The sequence below is a fragment of the Ideonella sp. sgz306126 genome (genome assembly GCF_056032705.1).
The window spans coordinates 23,282-38,860 of record NZ_JBVYWP010000001.1 but is presented as its reverse complement, the minus strand read 5'-3'; the positions used below and the strand labels follow the sequence as shown (position 1 = coordinate 38,860).

The following is a 15,579-nucleotide window of genomic DNA, read 5'->3' as shown; positions in this document are numbered from 1 at the left end:
TGTCTCCGTTGGGTTGGGGCGAGGGGAAGCGCGGCGGGGTCAGAAGCTTTCCCAGTCGGCTTCGGTGGAAACGGGCGTCGTCAGCAGCGGCGGCTCGATGCGGCGCGGCGGTGCGGCGGGGGCCGGGCGCGCGGACGGCTGCGCGGGGGGGCGTGCCGGGGGCAGGGCGGCCGGGCGGGGGGCCGGCGACGCCTTGGCAGCGGCCGGGGTGGACGCTGCCAGTCCGGGCGTGGCCGCCGGATGCAGACGGAAGGTGGCGACCAGCTCGATCAGCGTCAGCGCCTGGCGCTTGAGGCTCTCCGCCGCGGCGGCGCTTTGCTCCACCAGGGCCGCGTTCTGCTGGGTCATCTGGTCGAGCTCGTCGACCGAGCGGTTGACCTGGGCCATGCCCTGGTTCTGATCCTCGGCCGAGACGCTGATCTGGCCGACGATGTCGGTCACGCGCTGCACCGAGCTGACGATCTCCTGCATCGTCTGCCCGGCGTCGCGCACCTGGCCGGTGCCGCTCTCGACCCGCTCGACCGAACGGCCGATCAGCGTCTTGATCTCCTTGGCGGCCTCGGCCGAGCGCTGGGCCAGGCTGCGCACTTCGCTGGCCACGACCGCGAAGCCGCGGCCCTGCTCGCCGGCGCGCGCGGCCTCGACCGCGGCGTTCAGCGCCAGGATGTTGGTCTGGAAGGCGATGCCGTCGATCACGCCGGTGATGTCGGCGATCTGGCGCGACGCCTGCTGGATCTGGTCCATGGTCTGCACCACCCGCGACACCGCCTCGCCGCCGCGCCGTGCGACGTCGGTGGCCGAACCGGCGTGGCTGCTGGCCTGGCGTGCCGCTTCGGCGCTCTGGCCGACGGTGCCGGTCAGGTGCGCCATCGACGCCGCCGTCAGCTGCAGGTTGCTGGCCGCGTGCTCGGTGCGCTGGCTCAGGTCGAAGTTGCCCGAGGCCACCTCGACGCTGGCGGTCTGGATGCTGTCGGCGCTGGAACGCACCTGGCCGACCAGGGTCCGGAGCGCGCCCTGCATGCCGATCAGCGCACGCATGAAGCGGGCGACCTCGTCGCGACCCGCGTCGTGGATGTCTTCCGACAGGTCGCCGGTGGCGATGCGCTCGGCGCTGCGCGTCGCGTGGGCCAGCGGCGCCAGGATCGACTGCACGACCAGCACCGTGATGGCGCCGAACACCAGCAGCGCGACGACTGACGCGCCGACGCGGATCGCCGAGTCGCGCTCCATTGAGCTGGCCTCGGCGCTGCGGCGCTGGTTGATCGCGGCCTGGGTCTTGGCGACCCAGGCGTTGGCCGCGGTGCGGGCCTTGTCCAGGTCGGGCGCGGCCTGGCCGGAATAGGCGAAGGCGGCGGTGCTGTCCATCTTGGCGTCCACCACCTGCTGCAGCACCGGGCTGACGGCGCTGGCGTAGGCGGCCAGGCCTTCGGTGGCCGGCGCCAGCACGGCCTGGCTGGAGGGGTCGGCGGACTTGGCCTTGATCAGGGCCTGGGCGCCGGCGACTTCCTTGTCCCACGCGGTCTTGAGGTCGGCCGACGCGGCGGCGTTGTTGCCGTTGAGCAGCGCCGCTTCTTCCAGGCGCTGGACCCGCTCCAGGCTGGCGATGATCGCGCTGCTGTCGGCGGCGACCCGGACTTCGGTGTCGAGCAGTTGGTTGGCATCGGACTGCAGCTGGTGCAGCGCGAAGGCCGACCAGCCGCCCAGTCCCAGCATCAACAGGCTCAGGATGCCCAGGCTGCCGAGCAGGCGCTGGCGGATCGTGAATCGGCGCAGGGTGGCGTGGTTCATGGGGTGCACGAGAGTGGGGAAAACGGGTCAGTGACGCGGCGCGGCAGGGCCGGCCGGCGTGATGCGGAAAGCCTCGACCACCGCGGCCAGCGTGGTCGCCTGGCCCTTCAGGTGCTCGGCGGCGGCGGCCGATTGCTCGACCAGTGCGGCGTTCTGCTGCGTCATGTGGTCCAGGTCGGTCACGGCCTGATTGACCTGGACGATGCCCTGGCTTTGCGCGGTGGCGGCGTGCGAGATCTCCTGGATGATGTCGGTCACCCGCTGCACCGAGCTGACGATGTCGGTCATCGTTGCGCCGGCATCGCGCACCAGACGGGCGCCGTTGTCGACCTTCTCGACCGAGGCGCCGATCAGCGTCTTGATCTCGCGCGCGGCCTCGGCCGAGCGGCCGGCCAGGCTGCGCACCTCGCCCGCCACGACGGCGAAGCCGCGGCCCTGCTCGCCAGCGCGGGCGGCCTCGACCGCGGCGTTGAGCGCCAGGATGTTGGTCTGGAAGGCGATGCCGTCGATCACGCCGATGATGTCGGCGATGCGGCGCGAGGCGGCGTTGATCTCGTCCATCGTCGCGACCACCTGGGCCACCACCTCGCCGCCGCGCTGGGCCACGCCGCAGGCGGTGGACGCCATGCCGCTGGCCTGGCCGGCGCTGTCGGCGCTGTGGCGCACGCTGCCGGTGAGCTGCTCCATCGAGCTGGAGGTCTGCTGCAGGCTGCTGGCCGCCTGTTCGGTGCGTTGGCTCAGGTCGCCATTGCCCGAGGCGACCTGGCTGGAGGTGACGTGGATGCTCTCGCTGGCGCTGCGCACCTGGCTGACCAGGCCGGCCAGGCCCTGCTGCATCTCGGCCAGCGAGCGCAGCAGCACGGCGGCCTCGTCCTGGCCGCTGTCGTGGACGCGTTGCGTCAGGTCGCCCTGGGCGATCGCGCGGGCGATGTCGCGGGCGTGCTCGATCGGGCCGATGATCGAGGCCGAGTTGAGCAGCGTCAGCGGCACCACCACCAGCACGACCAGCCCCAGCGCCGCCGCGAAGGTCCACATCACGCGCTGCAGCGTGGCGTCGACCTCGGCCGCGACCGTCTGCGCGCGGCGTTCGGTGGCGGCGTCCAGCGCGGCCAGGTCCTGACTGACGCCGTCCAGCGTGGCGGCCGCGTCGGCCAGCGCCTTGCGCAGCTCGGGCGTGGCGTCGGTGGCGGCGCCGTGGAGCTGGTCCAGCGCCGCGGCGGCGGCCTGGCGATAGCCGGCGACGTGCGCCAGGGCCGACTGCACGCCGGCGGCCAGCGCAGCGTCGCCATCGGGATGCAAGGCCTGCAGGTCGGACGCGAGGTGCTCGGCCTGGGTGTCCCAGGCCTTGCGGTGCTCGGCCAGCGCTGTGGCGTCGGCAGCCGCATCCTGCTCGCGCTGCTGCAGCCGCAACAGCGCCAGCGCCTCGTGCGCGGCGCTCAGGGTCTGCAGCGCGGGCAGCGTCTGGCTGGCCGAGCGGGCGTTCAGCGCGGCCACCTGCCGGCCGCCGAGCCAGGCCGTCAAGGCCACCAGGGCGAACAGCGCCAGCACCACGGCGATGGCGCCCTGCATCCGCAGTCGGATCGAAAAGTGCCGCATCAAGGGCATGAATGAGTTCAAGACGGTCTCCGTCAGGGTGTGACGTGAAGGGCTGCGGGCAGCGGGCTCAGTGGCGCGAGTGGCGCACCAGCGCGCCGACGTCGAGGATCAGCGCCACCCGGCCGTCGCCCATGATGGTGGCGCCGGAGACGTCGTTGACCTTGCGGTAGTTGGCCTCGAGGTTCTTCACCACCACCTGCTGCTGGCCCAGCAATTCGTCGACCAGCAGCGCGACCCGGCTGCCGTCGGCCTCGACCACGACCATGATGTTGGAGACGTTCTCGAAGTCGAAGCGCGGCACGTCGAAGACCTTCTCCAGGTCGATCACCGGCATGAACTCGTCGCGCACCTCGACCACCCGGCCCGTGCCGCCGATGGTCTTGATCATCTTCGCGTCGACCTGGAAGGACTCGACCACGGATGAGAGCGGCAGGATGTAGCACTCCTCGCCGACGCCGATGCTCATGCCGTCCATGATGGCCAGCGTCAGCGGCAGGCGCACCTTGACGCTCATGCCGTAGCCCTCGGCCGAGTCGATCTCGACCGTGCCGCCCAGCGCGGTGATGTTCTTCTTCACCACGTCCATGCCGACGCCGCGGCCGGACACGTCGGTGACCACCTCGGCGGTCGAGAAGCCCGGTGCGAAGATCAGGCCGTAGACCTCCTGGTCGGTCATCGTGTCGGGCGCGTCCAGGCCGCGCTCGCGGGCCTTGGCCAGCAGCTTGGCGCGGTTCAGGCCCTTGCCGTCGTCGCGCACCTCGATCACGATCGAGCCGCCCTGGTGCGATGCCACCAGCGTGACGGTGCCGTGCTCGGGCTTGCCCTTGGCGGCGCGCTCGTGCGGCAGCTCGATGCCGTGGTCGCAGCTGTTGCGCACCAGGTGGGTCAGCGGATCGGTGATCTTCTCGACCAGGCCCTTGTCCAGCTCGGTCGCCTCGCCCTGCGTGACCAGCTCGACCCGCTTGCCCAGCTTGGCCGCCAGGTCGCGCAGCATGCGCGGGAAGCGGTTGAAGACCATGGACATCGGAATCATCCGGATCGACATCACCGCTTCCTGCAGGTCGCGGGTGTTGCGTTCCAGGTCGGTCAGGCCGGACAGCAGCTGCTGGTTCAGCGCGGCGTCCACGCTGTGGCTGTTTTGCGCCAGCATCGCCTGGGTGATCACCAGTTCGCCGACCAGGTTGATCAGCTGGTCGACCTTCTCGACCGACACCCGCAGCGTGCTGGAATCCAGCGCCTGGGCGACGGTGCGGGTCTCGGTCTTGGCGGCGGCGGCGGCGCGCGGGGCGGCGGCGGCCGGCGGCGCGGCGGCCGGTGCACCGCCGGCGGCCGGGGTGGCCGGCGCGGCCGCGGCGGAGCCCGGGGCGCCGGGGGCGTCGTCGAAGAAGCCGTAGCCGACGTCGCGGGCCATCGCCGGGTCGTCCGCCGGGGCGCCGGGCGCGCCCGGGTGGAAGCCGTAGCCCGGGCCCAGCGGCGCCAGCGCCATCTGCTCGCGGGCGACGTGGAAGGTGAACAAGTCCAGCAGGTCGCTGTCGCTGGAGGTGGTGACGATCTTGAAGCGCCGCATGCCGTCGGCCGAGCGGCCAGCGTCCAGCGGTTCGATCGTGCCCAGGTCGTTGATTTCCTTGAACAGCTCGGCCAGGTTGTCGGCATGCTCGGGTTGTTCCAGCGGTCCGACGGTGAGTTCCAGCGCCCGGACGCCGCTGCGCAGGCTCGATCCGGCCGGCTCGGCCTGGACCGGTGCCGGCTCGGCGCCAGCCGGTGCCGCGGCGGCGGGCACGGCCACCCCTTCGGCCAGCGCGCGGATGTGCGCCACCAGCTCACGGGTGTCCGGCGCGTCGCCGGCGGCGCCCTGATGGCGTGCCAGCAGGCTCTTGAGCGCGTCGCCGGCGCTCAGCAGCACGTCCACCATCTGCGAGGTGGGCTGCAGTTCGTGGCGGCGCAGCTTGTCGAGCAGCGTCTCCATCTGGTGGGTCAGCTCGGCCACGTCGGAAAAGCCGAAGGTCGCCGCACCGCCCTTGACCGAGTGGGCGCAGCGGAAGATCGCGTTCAGCTCTTCGTCGTCGGGGGACGCGACGTCGAGCTCCAGCAGCTTCTGCTCCAGCTGTTCGAGGTTCTCGCCCGCCTCCTCGAAGAAGACCTGGTAGAACTGGCTCAGGTCGATGCCGTCGCTGGCGTGGTTGGAATCGTGTTGTGTGGTTTCGGCCATGATGAGGGGTTCCTGCTCGGTGGCGTGGGGTCGTCGCGGGTCCGGTCGGCGCTGCGCCGGGTCAGCGGATGACCTTGCCGATCACCTCGATCAGCTTGGCGGGGTCGAAGGGCTTGACCAGCCAGCCGGTGGCGCCGGCGGCGCGGCCGGCCTGCTTCATCTGGTCGCTCGACTCGGTGGTCAGGATCAGGATCGGCGTGGTCTTGAACTTCGGGTTCTCGCGCAGCTTCTTGGTCAGGCCGATGCCGTCCATGCGCGGCATGTTCTGGTCGGTCAGCACCAGATTGAAGTCGCGCTGGTTGGCCTTTTCCCAGGCGTCCTGGCCATCCACGGCCTCCACCACGTTGAAGCCGGCGTTCTTCAGCGTGAAGGACACCATCTGGCGCATCGAGGGTGAATCGTCAACGGCAAGAATCGAGTGCATGTTGTTTCTCCGGAAATCTGTGCAGGGCGTGATGGCGGTTCAGAACAGTTCGACGGAACCAGCGTCCATCTCGTCCTGGGTAACGGGGTTCGGGCGGCCCGGGCCTTCGTCGACGACGGCGGTGCCGTCCTCGTCGTCGTCGCCCATGGCGTCGCGGGCGATGCGGTCGGCGCAGGAGCGCAGCCGCCGGTGGGTGTGGGCGATCAGCTGCGAGGCCATGTCGTGGAACTGCAGCGCGGTGATCGCGCCGGCCAGGTCCTGCATCGCCTGGTGCAGCGCGCCGTCGTCGGCCTGCGGCAGCTCGGCGGCCACGCGCAGCACGTGGTTGATGTGCTGGGTCGCGCCGTAGAAGTGGCCCGACAGGGTTTCGCTGGCGTCGTCCAGCAGGCGCTGCAACCGCTCCAGGTCGTTGTTGGCCACCATCAGGTGATCCTGCAGGTCGGCGGCCGCCAGCAAGGGCAGGCCGCCGCCGGGGTCTGATCGGGTGTCTTCCGAAATCTGCATCGAGGCTCCACGGTGCGCGGTATGGGCCACGCTGGCCCGCCAAGGCGGACGAACGGGACATTGGTCACGATTCTTCGGCACATTCGGGCCCGACATTGAGCCAAAGATGGCCCCATTCCCGGGTTATTTCGCCGCACCGTCGCGGCCGGCGGGCCGCCGCGCTGGGCCATACTCCGGGCATGAGCGCAGACCTGCCGCGCGGCGCCTTGCGCGTCCTGCATCTTGAAGATTCCGACCTGGACCACGCGCTGGCGATGGCCCAGCTGCAACGCGGCGGGCTCGAGGTCGAGACCCTGCGCGTGGAGGACGAGGCCCGCTTCCGCGCCGCCCTGGTCGAGCCCTGGGACATCGTGCTGTCCGACTACAACCTGCCCGGTTTTTCGGGCCTGCGGGCGCTGGAGATCGTGCGCGAGTCGGGCCTGCAGCTGCCGTTCATCCTGGTTTCGGGCGAGATCGGCGAGGACGTCGCGGTCTCGGCGATGCGCAACGGCGCCAGCGATTACCTGTTGAAGAACAACCTGGCCCGGCTGCCGCCGGCGGTGGAGCACGCGATCGCGGCGCAGCGCACCGCGCAGGCCCGCGAGGCCGCCGACCGGCAGCTGGCGGCCTCGCGCCAGCGCCTGTCCGAGCTGGCCCAGCATCTGCAGACCAGCATCGAGCAGGAGCGCGCGGCGATCGCGCGCGAGATCCACGACGACGTGGGCGGCTCCTTGAGCGCGCTGAAGTTCGACCTGGCCTGGATGTCCAAGCACGCCGCCTCGCCCGAGCTGCGGGCCCGCATCGACGAGGCGACCGAGACCGTGACCCATGCGCTCGAAGCCAGCCAGCGCATCATGCACAACCTGCGCCCGGCGATCCTGGAGCAGGGCCTGGTGGCGGCGCTGCAGTGGATGGCCAGTCGCTTCGAGCGCCGCACCGGCGTCGCATGCACTTTCCGCACCAGCCACGACCACCTGCAGCTGCCCGTCGGCGTGCCGCTGGTGGCCTACCGCACCGCCCAGGAGGCGCTGACCAACATCAGCAAGCATGCCCGCGCGACCCGCGTCGGCATCGACCTGTCGCTGGCCCAGGGCATCCTGTCGCTGGAGATCAGCGACAACGGCAAGGGCTTGTCGAGCGAAGACCTGGCCAAGGCGCGCAGCTTCGGCATCCGCGGCCTGCACGAGCGGGCCTCGACCGTGGACGGCTGGGTCGAGCTGTCCAGCGGGGCGTCGGGCACGACCCTGATACTCTCCATCCCCTTGGAGGACCGTGCCCACGCGCCGGGCGAGGACGCAGGCTCTTCTGCGCACGATCCGTCGGCCTGGGGAGAACCATGACCCGAGTCATCATCTGTGACGATCACGCGCTGATCCGGCGCGGCATCCGCGACACCTTGTCCGATGCGCCCGACATCGAGGTCATCGGCGAGGCCGCCGACTACGGCGAGTTGCGCGCGCTGCTGCGCAAGGACCGCTGCGAGGTGCTGGTGCTGGACATCAACATGCCCGGCCGCAGCGGCCTGGACGTGCTGCATGTGCTGAAGGACGAGGGCGCGCAGATCCGGGTGCTGGTGGTCAGCATGTACCCGGAAGACCAGTACGCGATCCGCGCGCTCAAGGCCGGCGCCTTCGGCTACGTCAACAAGGGCGGCGACCCGGCGATCCTGGTGCAGGCGGTGCGCACCGTGGCCCAGGGCCGCAAGTACGTCACGCCCGAGATCGCCCAGATGCTGGTCGAGAGCCTGACCGCGCCCGAGGTCGCGAACGCGCACGAGAAGCTCTCGGACCGCGAGCTGCAGACCCTGGTGATGATCGCCTCGGGCAAGCGCCTGGCCGACATCGCCAACGAGCTGACCCTGTCGCCCAAGACCGTCAGCGTCTACCGCGCCCGGGTGCTCGAGAAGCTGGGCCTGTCGAACAATTCCGAACTGACGGTCTACGCGATCCGCAACGGCCTGGTGGGCGAGTGAACGGGGCTCCCGGCACCGGCGTACCGGCGCCACCCTCCAAGAGGGTTCGCGGCCGCTTGGGAGCGGCCCGGCGCTGGCCGCGCGGGGCTCCCGGCACCGGCGTACCGGCGCCACCCTCCAAGAGGGTTCGCGGACGCTTGGGGCGAAGCCGGACGGTCAGGTGTCCGGTGGACGCCTGACCGCCTGCGGGGCCGGCTGAGCGCTGCGAGGCCGTGGGACGGCCCGGCGCTGGCCGCGCGGGGCTCCCGGCACCGGCGTGCCGGCGCGATCCGTCACGGGCGCTTGAACGGCGCCTGGTAGAGCCACACCGGCTTGCCGGCGACGGTTTCCAGCCGGGCGGTCGGCGGCCAGCCCGGGGCGTCGAACTCCAGGCTCGCCAGCCAGGCGCCCGGCCTCAGCTCGGCGGCGGCCTTGGCCATCGCGCGGGGCATGCTCTCGGGGCGCTGGAACAGGTAGACCAGGTCGTAGCGCGACCAGTCGTCAAGCCAGATGTCGGCCCGCCGCACGCGCGCGAAGCGGCAGCGCAGCGCGCACAGGCGGGCCAGCGGCCAGCTCCATTCCAGCCCCTGCAGCGCGGCGTTCGGATAGGCCTGGCGCAATGCCCGCAGGCCGGCACCCAGGCCGCAGCCGGCGTCCACCACGCGGGCGCCATCGGGCAAGGGCGCGGCCTGGGCCAAGCCGGCCAGCGCGTGCGCCGGCGTGGGAAACAGCGGCGCGTCGCGCCAGGTGTTGACGGGGTACAGCAGTGCCAGCAGCGCCAGCGGCAGCAGCCAGACCCAGCCCGGCAGCGCCACCCAGCCCGAGGCCAGCAGCGACAGCGGAAAGCCGGCCAGCATGAAACCGCGACGCCAGCGGGTGCGGCCGCGCCAGGCGGCCGCGGCCGAGAGCGCCAGGGCAGCGGCAAAGGCCGCGGCCGGGTCCAGGCCCGCGGCCTGCAGCACCCCGAAGGCCAGCCAGGCCGACAGCCAGGTCAGCAGTGCGGGCAGGGGCCAGGCCAGGGTCATGGGCCGCGATTGTCCGCAGCGCCGGCGCGCGCCGGGTCCGGATCAGCGCCGGGAAGACCGTGCAGACGGGGGCTTCGGCCGGGGCCCGGATTCAGAAACCCAGCGAGGCGAGCAGGTCGTCGACGTCGTCCTGCTGCATCGCGCGGTCCGGCACCTGCACCCCGGCCAGGCCGTCCGCGGCGGCGGCCGGCGGCGCGTCGGGCAGGGCGCCGTCGTCGACCACATGGTGGAGCTCGTCCTCGACCTTCCACAGGATCTTCATCACCTTGCCGATCACCTGGCCGGACAAATCCTGGAAATCCTGCGCCAGCATCACCTCGGTCATGCGGCGGTTCTGGTCGCCGGCGAAGGCGGCGGCCGAGGCGGCGTAGTCGGCGCACAGCCGCATCATCACGCGGGCCCGGTTCAGGTCGAAGTCGCGCGAGTCGGCCAGGCGGTTCATCGCCTCGGCCAGTTCCAGGCCGCGCTGGCGCACGGTGTCGCAGGCCGGCTTGCATTCGTCGACCAGGCCGAGCACGCGGTTGGCCGCCTGCTCGGCCATCTTGCCGACGTACTCCAGGCGCTCGCAGGCGTCGGGCACCTCGCGCAGCACGTGGCGCAGCTCGGGCTTGATCCACAGGTTGGGGGCGGGCGGCGCCTCGGCGGCGGAAGGTTTCGATTCGGCAAGCATGTCGGGCCTGTTCGATCGGACACAAGGCGGATGCCGGACGGCGCGCGGGGCGCGCCCGGTCCGACAGGCGGGTTCAGAAGCCCAGGCTGGCCAGCAGGTCGTCGACCTCGCCCTGGTTGGTGACCACATCGGTGCGGCCCTCGGGGCAGACGACCGGGCCGTGCAGCACGCTGGCGTCGACCTTGTCGCGCTGCTCCGGCGGCACCACCTGCACCAGCAGCTTGACCAGGCTGTCCTCGAGATCGTTGGCCAGCGAGACGACCTTGGCCACCACCTGGCCGGTCAGGTCGTGGAAGTCCTGCGCCATCATGATGTCGGTCAGGTGGGCGTCGATGCGGCGGGTGCTGTCGTCCACGTCCTTGGCGAAGTTCAGCACCTTGCCCGAGGCCACCGCACGCACCGGGTCGGCCACCAGCGCCTGGGCCAGTTCGCGCGTGGCCGCGGCGATGTGGGCATGCTCCAGCTTGGCCTGGTCGACCGAGTTCAGCACCTTGTTGGCGGCGTCGGCCGTCTTGTTGGCGATGTAGTTCAGCCGGCTGCGGGCGTCGGGCAGGCCGTCGGCGGCGGTCTGCAGCTTGGGCATCACGCCGAGCTGCTGCATGGTGTCGTGCAGCAGCCGGGTGATGCTGCCCAGCTGCTGGAACACTTCGGGCGACACCAGCATCGGGTCGGTCGGCGCCAGCGCGGCAAGGTCTTCCATCTTCATGAGAGTTCTCCCCGAGGGCTCAGGCCGGAGCGGCCATCTTCTGCATGATCTTCTGGACCTTTTCTTCCAGCGTCGCCTTGGTGAAGGGCTTGACGATGTAGCCTGCGGCGCCGCTCTGGGCGGCCAGCACGATGTCCTCCTTGCGCGCCTCGGCCGTCACCATCAGCACCGGCAGGTGCTTGAGCGTGTCGTCGGCCTTGACCGCCTTGAGCAGGTCGAAGCCGTTCATGTTGGGCATGTTGATGTCGCTGACGACGAAGTCGAACTTCGCGCTCTTGAGCATGTTCAGCGCCACCTGGCCGTCCTCGGCCTCTTCGACGTTGTTGCAGCCCATTTCCTTGAGCAGGCCACGGACGATGCGCCTCATCGTGGAGAAGTCGTCGACGACTAGAAATTTCAGATCGCTGGGGTTGCTCATGGCAGTCCTCGTCAAAGGGTTTGAGGCCTATATCGGTCAATGCGCGGCGACACTTGAGCCCGCCGCCGCGGGTGCGGCCAGCTGAGCCACCGAGGCGGCCGAGTCGACGGCCTCGACGGGGGCATCGGGCGCGGTGTGGAACACGCGGTCCTCGGCCTCGCGGTTCATCACGATGATGCTGATGCGGCGGTTCACCGGACTGGTCGGGTTGTCCTTGTCGAAGGGCTGGCTGTAGGCCAGGCCCTGCACCCGCAGCACCCGGGCCTCGTCCAGCCCGCCGGCCATCAGCTCGCGACGCGAGGCGTTGGCACGGTCGGCCGACAGCTCCCAGTTGCTGTAACCCAGGCCGCCGCCCGAGAACGGGGTGGCGTCGGTGTGGCCTTCCAGCGTCAACAGGTTGGGCACCTCGGCCAGCACCTCGCCGATGGTGCGAAGCAGGTCGCGCATGTAGGGCTCGACCACCGCGCTGCCCGACGCGAACATCGGCCGGTTCTGCGCGTCGACGATCTGGATGCGCAGGCCGTCGCGCGTCATGTCGAGCCGGATCTGCGATTTCAGGTCCTTGAACTTCTCGTTCGAGGCCAGCTTGTCTTCCAGGTTCTTCTTCAGGTCTTCGAGCCGGACCGCGTCGGCGCGCGCCAGCTGCGCCTTGAGGGCGGCCAGCGCATAGGTGCGCTGCTGGGCCTCGACGTCGCCGCGCTTGACCTGGCCGGCGCTGCGGGTCAGGTCCTGCCCGCCGCCCTTGATCACGCTGGAAGCGTCGCCCGAGCCCGAGCCGCCGCCCATCGCCACCTTGAGCGGCGCGCTGAAATAGTCGGCGATGCCCTTCTTGTCGCCGTCGGTGGTCGAACCCAGCAGCCACATCAGCAGGAAGAAGGCCATCATCGCCGTCACGAAGTCGGCGTAGGCGATCTTCCACGCCCCGCCATGCGCGGCGTGGCCGCCCTTCTTGACCTTCTTGACGATGATGGGCTGAAGCTTCTTGGCGTCACCGGCCATCGTTCGCTCCCGGGGCGAGCGCGGCGTCGGCGCTCAGAGGTTCGTCACGCCATGCGGGGCGGCTCATTTCTTCTTGACGTGGGCTTCCAGCTCGTTGAAGCTGGGCCGGTCACCCGAATAGAGCACCTTGCGGCCGAATTCGATCGCCACCTGCGGCGCGTAGCCCTGCATGCTGGCCAGCAGCGTGATCTTGATGCACTGCAACTCCTTGCCCGCGTCCTCGACCTTCTGCTCCAGCAGGCCGCCGAGCGGCTCGACGAAGCCGTAGGCCATCAGGATGCCCAGGAAGGTGCCGACCAGCGCCGAACCGATCATGCCGCCCAGCACCGCCGGCGGCTTGCCGACCGAGCCCATGGTGTTGACCACGCCCAGCACCGCGGCCACGATGCCGAAGGCCGGCAGCCCGCCGGCCAGGCGGCCGATGGCGGCCACCGCGGCGTGTTCTTCCTGATGGTGGGTCTCGATCTCGCTGTCCATCAGGCTTTCGATCTCGTGGGCGTTGAGGTTGCCCGAGACCATCATGCGCAGATAGTCGGTGATGAATTCGGTGACGTGGTGATCGTTGCCCACCGCCGGGTACTTCTGGAACACCGGCGAGTTGTGCGGGTCTTCCACGTCCTTCTCGATCGACATCAGCCCTTCCTTGCGGGCCTTTTGCAGGATGTCGTACAGCAACGCCAGCAGCTCCATGTAGCGGGCCTTGCTGAACTTGCTGCCCTTGAAGCACTGGCCCAGGCCCTTGAGGGTGGACTTGACGACCTTCATCTGGTTGTTGGCCAGGAAGGCGCCCAACGCCGCGCCGAGGATGGTGATCATCTCGAAGGGCAGCGCGTGCAGGATCACGTGGATGTTGCCTTCGTGCGCGATGAACACGCCGAAGATGCATGCCAGCGCGAGGACCCAGCCGATGATGACGAACATGATGAAGGGGTTCCCGGAGTGCTATGCCTGCCGCCAAGCCGATGTGTCTGCAGGCTTTATCGGCACCATGGTGCCCGGGCTTGAATCCGGCCGGCGGGTGGAAAAGCCGGCCGCCCGGGGGTCAGTTCCGCGTCGCCAAGAAAAAGGCGGGCACCTGCTGGGGCCCGCCGGAAAGCACAGGAGCTGTGCTAGGAGGAGACGTACATGAACAAGAAATCAATCACTGCGCTCCGTTGTTCGGCATGCTGCCGGCGAACTTGAGGCTCAATTCATTTCGCACGCGTCGACCGCGGTCTGGCGCGCGCCGGCCGGGGGCATCTGCAGCGAGCCGGCCTGGCGGCCCTTGCCGGCCCGTGCCGGCGGGTTGCACAGGCCGCACACGTAGTGCTTGGCGATCTCGTGCGGGTGGGTCACGTAGTGGCCGCTGCACTTGGTGCAGCGGGTCATCGTCAGCATGCCGTTGTCGACGAACTTGACCAGGCGCCAGGCGCGGGTCACCGACAGCAGCGGCTCCAGGCCCTGGGACTCGGTCTGCTCCAGGTACAGCTGGTAGGCCTTGATGATGGTGTCGATCTCCTCCATCTCCGAGGTCTTGTTCAGATACTCGTGGATGTTGAGGAACAGGCTCGAATGGATGTTCGGCTGCCAGGTCATGAACCAGTCGGTCGAGAAGGGCAGCTGGCCCTTGGACGGGCTGTGGCCCGAGACCTCCTTGTACAGGCGCAGCAGGCGCTCGTAGGACAGGTCGGTCTCCGACTCCAGCACCTGCAGGCGCGCCCCGAGGTGGATCAGCGTGACGGCACGCTCGATCTGCTTGGCTTCGGTCAGGATGCTCTTGGTGCGGGCCATGATGTTTCTCCGTCCGTGTTTTCAGTGACTGTTCGACCGTGCTTGCCGAGCCGTCGCCGGGTCGCTCCCAAGGCGCTCGGCAACCCCTCGGGGCTTGCGTCCTCGCAAGACCGGGGTGGGTGCTCAGGCGGCTTCCTGATGGCGACCGGCCATCAGGATGGATGCATGCAGGCGCTGGACGCTGTCGTTGGCCGACGACTTGCCATGGCTGGTGAGCAGGCTCCAGACCAGGTCGTCGTCCATTCGGAAGCGGCACAGCAGGGTGTTGCCGGTGGCGATCTTCATCATCTGCGCCGGGGCCAGCGAGGTCAGCAGGTTGGCGGTCTCTTCCGAGATGCCCAGGCGGAACAGCGCTTGCTCGCGATCGGCGCGGATCAGGCTTTGCGCCAGCATCAGGTACGACAGATTGGCTTCGCGGATTTCGGCAAGGATCTGGGTGGTTTCCATGATGGGGCTCCTGGGCGGGTCGGTGAGGTGTCTGTGACGATTCGGTTCAGCGTGGAATGAACTGTAAGCGTCGAAACAAGACCGAAACATCGGTTCACTTCCAGCCCTTGAGTCCCGATTCTTCCAACCGGCGTGTCAGGCAAATTCCTACACGGGGCCCGCCCGGGGCCATGGCGCAGCCGCCTGCGCCCAGGCGGGGCGGGCGCTCGGCAGCGCGTCAGTGCAGCGGCTGCGTCAGGTGCGGCAGCGAGGCCTGGAGCACCGGCAGAAAGCCGGGCAGGCGGCACAACTGGGGGTCCATGCCGGCGACGAAGCTTTCCAGCAGGCTGTTGGAGCGCGGGGCACCGAAGTCCGGATCCAGGCGCCCCCCCAGCACCATGCCCGGCGGTGCGACGATCTGGAAGGTCGCGAGCAACTGCTGCATCTCTTCCCGAGGATCGACACCCAGGCGCTCGTAGAGGCCGCCGCCGCCCAGGGGCCGGGTGTGCTGCACGGGCACGCCGTCGATGATGGCGATGGATTCGCCGATCTCCCGGCACAACGCGGCCCAGAGGTAGTCCAGTCCCCACGCCGAGCGCGTGGCGCGGAACGACGGCAGCACCTGGCGCAGAAAGGCGCCGGTCATGATCGGCGTCATCACCTCGGTGAAGTTGGTGTAGCGCCACAGAAAGGCACGGTTCTGCAGCGTGACGAAGTGCGAGTGATACGAGTTCCAGGTCAGCGCGGGCTGGCCCAGCAAGGCGCCGGACGCCTTGAACAGCTCGAACAGGCGATTGAGCTGGCCGGGGTCCATCAGCAAGTCGTCGTCCACCATCATCACCGCTTCGCGGTCCAGCGTCTCGGGATGGTCTTCGATGAATCGCTGGATGCCGAAGTACTTGGTGGGTTCGTCGCGGCTGTCGACGAGCAGGTCACCCACGGTCCACTGGTCGTCGTCGAGCACCGCGTCGTCATAGGCCAGGGTGACCAGGTCCCAGCAACGGTCTTCGGGCAGGTTCCAGGTCAGGGACAGCGAGTGCTTGCCGGCCCGCACGATGATCAGGCACGGGCGGGCCGCGCTGGCGGCGGCGTGGTCGGGGCGGGGGGCTTGCAT

Annotated in this window: 16 protein-coding genes; 2 read left to right on the top strand and 14 right to left on the bottom strand. The window is 69.6% G+C overall.

Going from position 1 to position 15,579, the window contains the following annotated elements:
- Nucleotides 1–39: 39 nt before the first annotated feature.
- The 5 genes from AC0N04_RS00180 to AC0N04_RS00160 form a co-directional block, all read right to left on the bottom strand.
- On the bottom strand, nt 40–1,788 hold the full coding sequence (locus tag AC0N04_RS00180) for a methyl-accepting chemotaxis protein (RefSeq protein WP_474277367.1): 1,749 nt from the start codon (nt 1,786–1,788) through the stop codon (nt 40–42).
- Nucleotides 1,789–1,815: 27 nt separating this feature from the next.
- Nucleotides 1,816–3,405: a methyl-accepting chemotaxis protein gene (locus AC0N04_RS00175; RefSeq protein ID WP_474277364.1), complete on the bottom strand. Its 1,590-nt coding sequence runs from the start codon at nt 3,403–3,405 to the stop codon at nt 1,816–1,818.
- Between the two features lie 46 nt (nt 3,406–3,451).
- Nucleotides 3,452–5,593: a chemotaxis protein CheA gene (locus AC0N04_RS00170; protein WP_474277361.1), complete on the bottom strand. Its 2,142-nt coding sequence runs from the start codon at nt 5,591–5,593 to the stop codon at nt 3,452–3,454.
- Between the two features lie 61 nt (nt 5,594–5,654).
- Entirely contained in the window at nt 5,655–6,017 is a 363-nt protein-coding gene (locus tag AC0N04_RS00165; RefSeq protein WP_474277358.1) for a response regulator, read from the bottom strand.
- Between the two features lie 39 nt (nt 6,018–6,056).
- Entirely contained in the window at nt 6,057–6,521 is a 465-nt protein-coding gene (locus tag AC0N04_RS00160; RefSeq protein ID WP_474277356.1) for a hypothetical protein, read from the bottom strand.
- Between the two features lie 179 nt (nt 6,522–6,700).
- Here AC0N04_RS00160 and AC0N04_RS00155 point away from each other — a divergent pair, with 179 nt between their 5' ends.
- Both AC0N04_RS00155 and AC0N04_RS00150 read left to right on the top strand, forming a co-directional pair.
- The gene (locus tag AC0N04_RS00155) at nt 6,701–7,840 is read left to right on the top strand and encodes a hybrid sensor histidine kinase/response regulator (RefSeq protein WP_474277353.1); all 1,140 of its coding nucleotides are present in this window, start codon (nt 6,701–6,703) and stop codon (nt 7,838–7,840) included.
- Complete coding sequence (locus tag AC0N04_RS00150; RefSeq protein WP_474277351.1) at nt 7,837–8,472, top strand: response regulator; 636 nt, start codon at nt 7,837–7,839, stop codon at nt 8,470–8,472. Before AC0N04_RS00155 ends, AC0N04_RS00150 begins: the two co-directional genes overlap by 4 nt.
- Before the next feature lie 272 nt (nt 8,473–8,744).
- On the opposite strand, the gene AC0N04_RS00145 is transcribed toward AC0N04_RS00150, so the two are convergent.
- From AC0N04_RS00145 to AC0N04_RS00105, 9 genes are all read right to left on the bottom strand, one after another.
- Entirely contained in the window at nt 8,745–9,476 is a 732-nt protein-coding gene (locus AC0N04_RS00145) for a class I SAM-dependent methyltransferase (RefSeq protein ID WP_474277348.1), read from the bottom strand.
- A gap of 91 nt (nt 9,477–9,567) precedes the next feature.
- Nucleotides 9,568–10,146, bottom strand: a complete 579-nt coding sequence (locus tag AC0N04_RS00140) for a protein phosphatase CheZ (RefSeq protein ID WP_474277345.1) — start codon at nt 10,144–10,146, stop codon at nt 9,568–9,570.
- Between the two features lie 73 nt (nt 10,147–10,219).
- Nucleotides 10,220–10,852 carry a protein phosphatase CheZ gene (locus tag AC0N04_RS00135; protein WP_474277342.1) on the bottom strand — a complete coding sequence of 211 codons (633 nt, stop codon included), beginning with the start codon at nt 10,850–10,852 and terminating at the stop codon, nt 10,220–10,222.
- 19 nt (nt 10,853–10,871) lie between these two features.
- The gene (cheY, locus tag AC0N04_RS00130; RefSeq protein ID WP_474277339.1) at nt 10,872–11,270 is read right to left on the bottom strand and encodes a chemotaxis response regulator CheY; all 399 of its coding nucleotides are present in this window, start codon (nt 11,268–11,270) and stop codon (nt 10,872–10,874) included.
- Between the two features lie 36 nt (nt 11,271–11,306).
- The gene (gene motB / locus AC0N04_RS00125; protein ID WP_474277336.1) at nt 11,307–12,269 is read right to left on the bottom strand and encodes a flagellar motor protein MotB; all 963 of its coding nucleotides are present in this window, start codon (nt 12,267–12,269) and stop codon (nt 11,307–11,309) included.
- 63 nt (nt 12,270–12,332) lie between these two features.
- Nucleotides 12,333–13,190 carry a flagellar motor stator protein MotA gene (gene motA, locus AC0N04_RS00120; protein ID WP_474277333.1) on the bottom strand — a complete coding sequence of 286 codons (858 nt, stop codon included), beginning with the start codon at nt 13,188–13,190 and terminating at the stop codon, nt 12,333–12,335.
- Between the two features lie 264 nt (nt 13,191–13,454).
- Nucleotides 13,455–14,039: a flagellar transcriptional regulator FlhC gene (gene flhC, locus AC0N04_RS00115; RefSeq protein ID WP_474277330.1), complete on the bottom strand. Its 585-nt coding sequence runs from the start codon at nt 14,037–14,039 to the stop codon at nt 13,455–13,457.
- Nucleotides 14,040–14,162: 123 nt separating this feature from the next.
- Nucleotides 14,163–14,486 (bottom strand): flagellar transcriptional regulator FlhD, encoded by a 324-nt coding sequence (gene flhD / locus AC0N04_RS00110; protein WP_474277327.1) that lies wholly within the window; start codon nt 14,484–14,486, stop codon nt 14,163–14,165.
- 217 nt (nt 14,487–14,703) lie between these two features.
- On the bottom strand, nt 14,704–15,579 hold the full coding sequence (locus AC0N04_RS00105; RefSeq protein ID WP_474277324.1) for a hypothetical protein: 876 nt from the start codon (nt 15,577–15,579) through the stop codon (nt 14,704–14,706).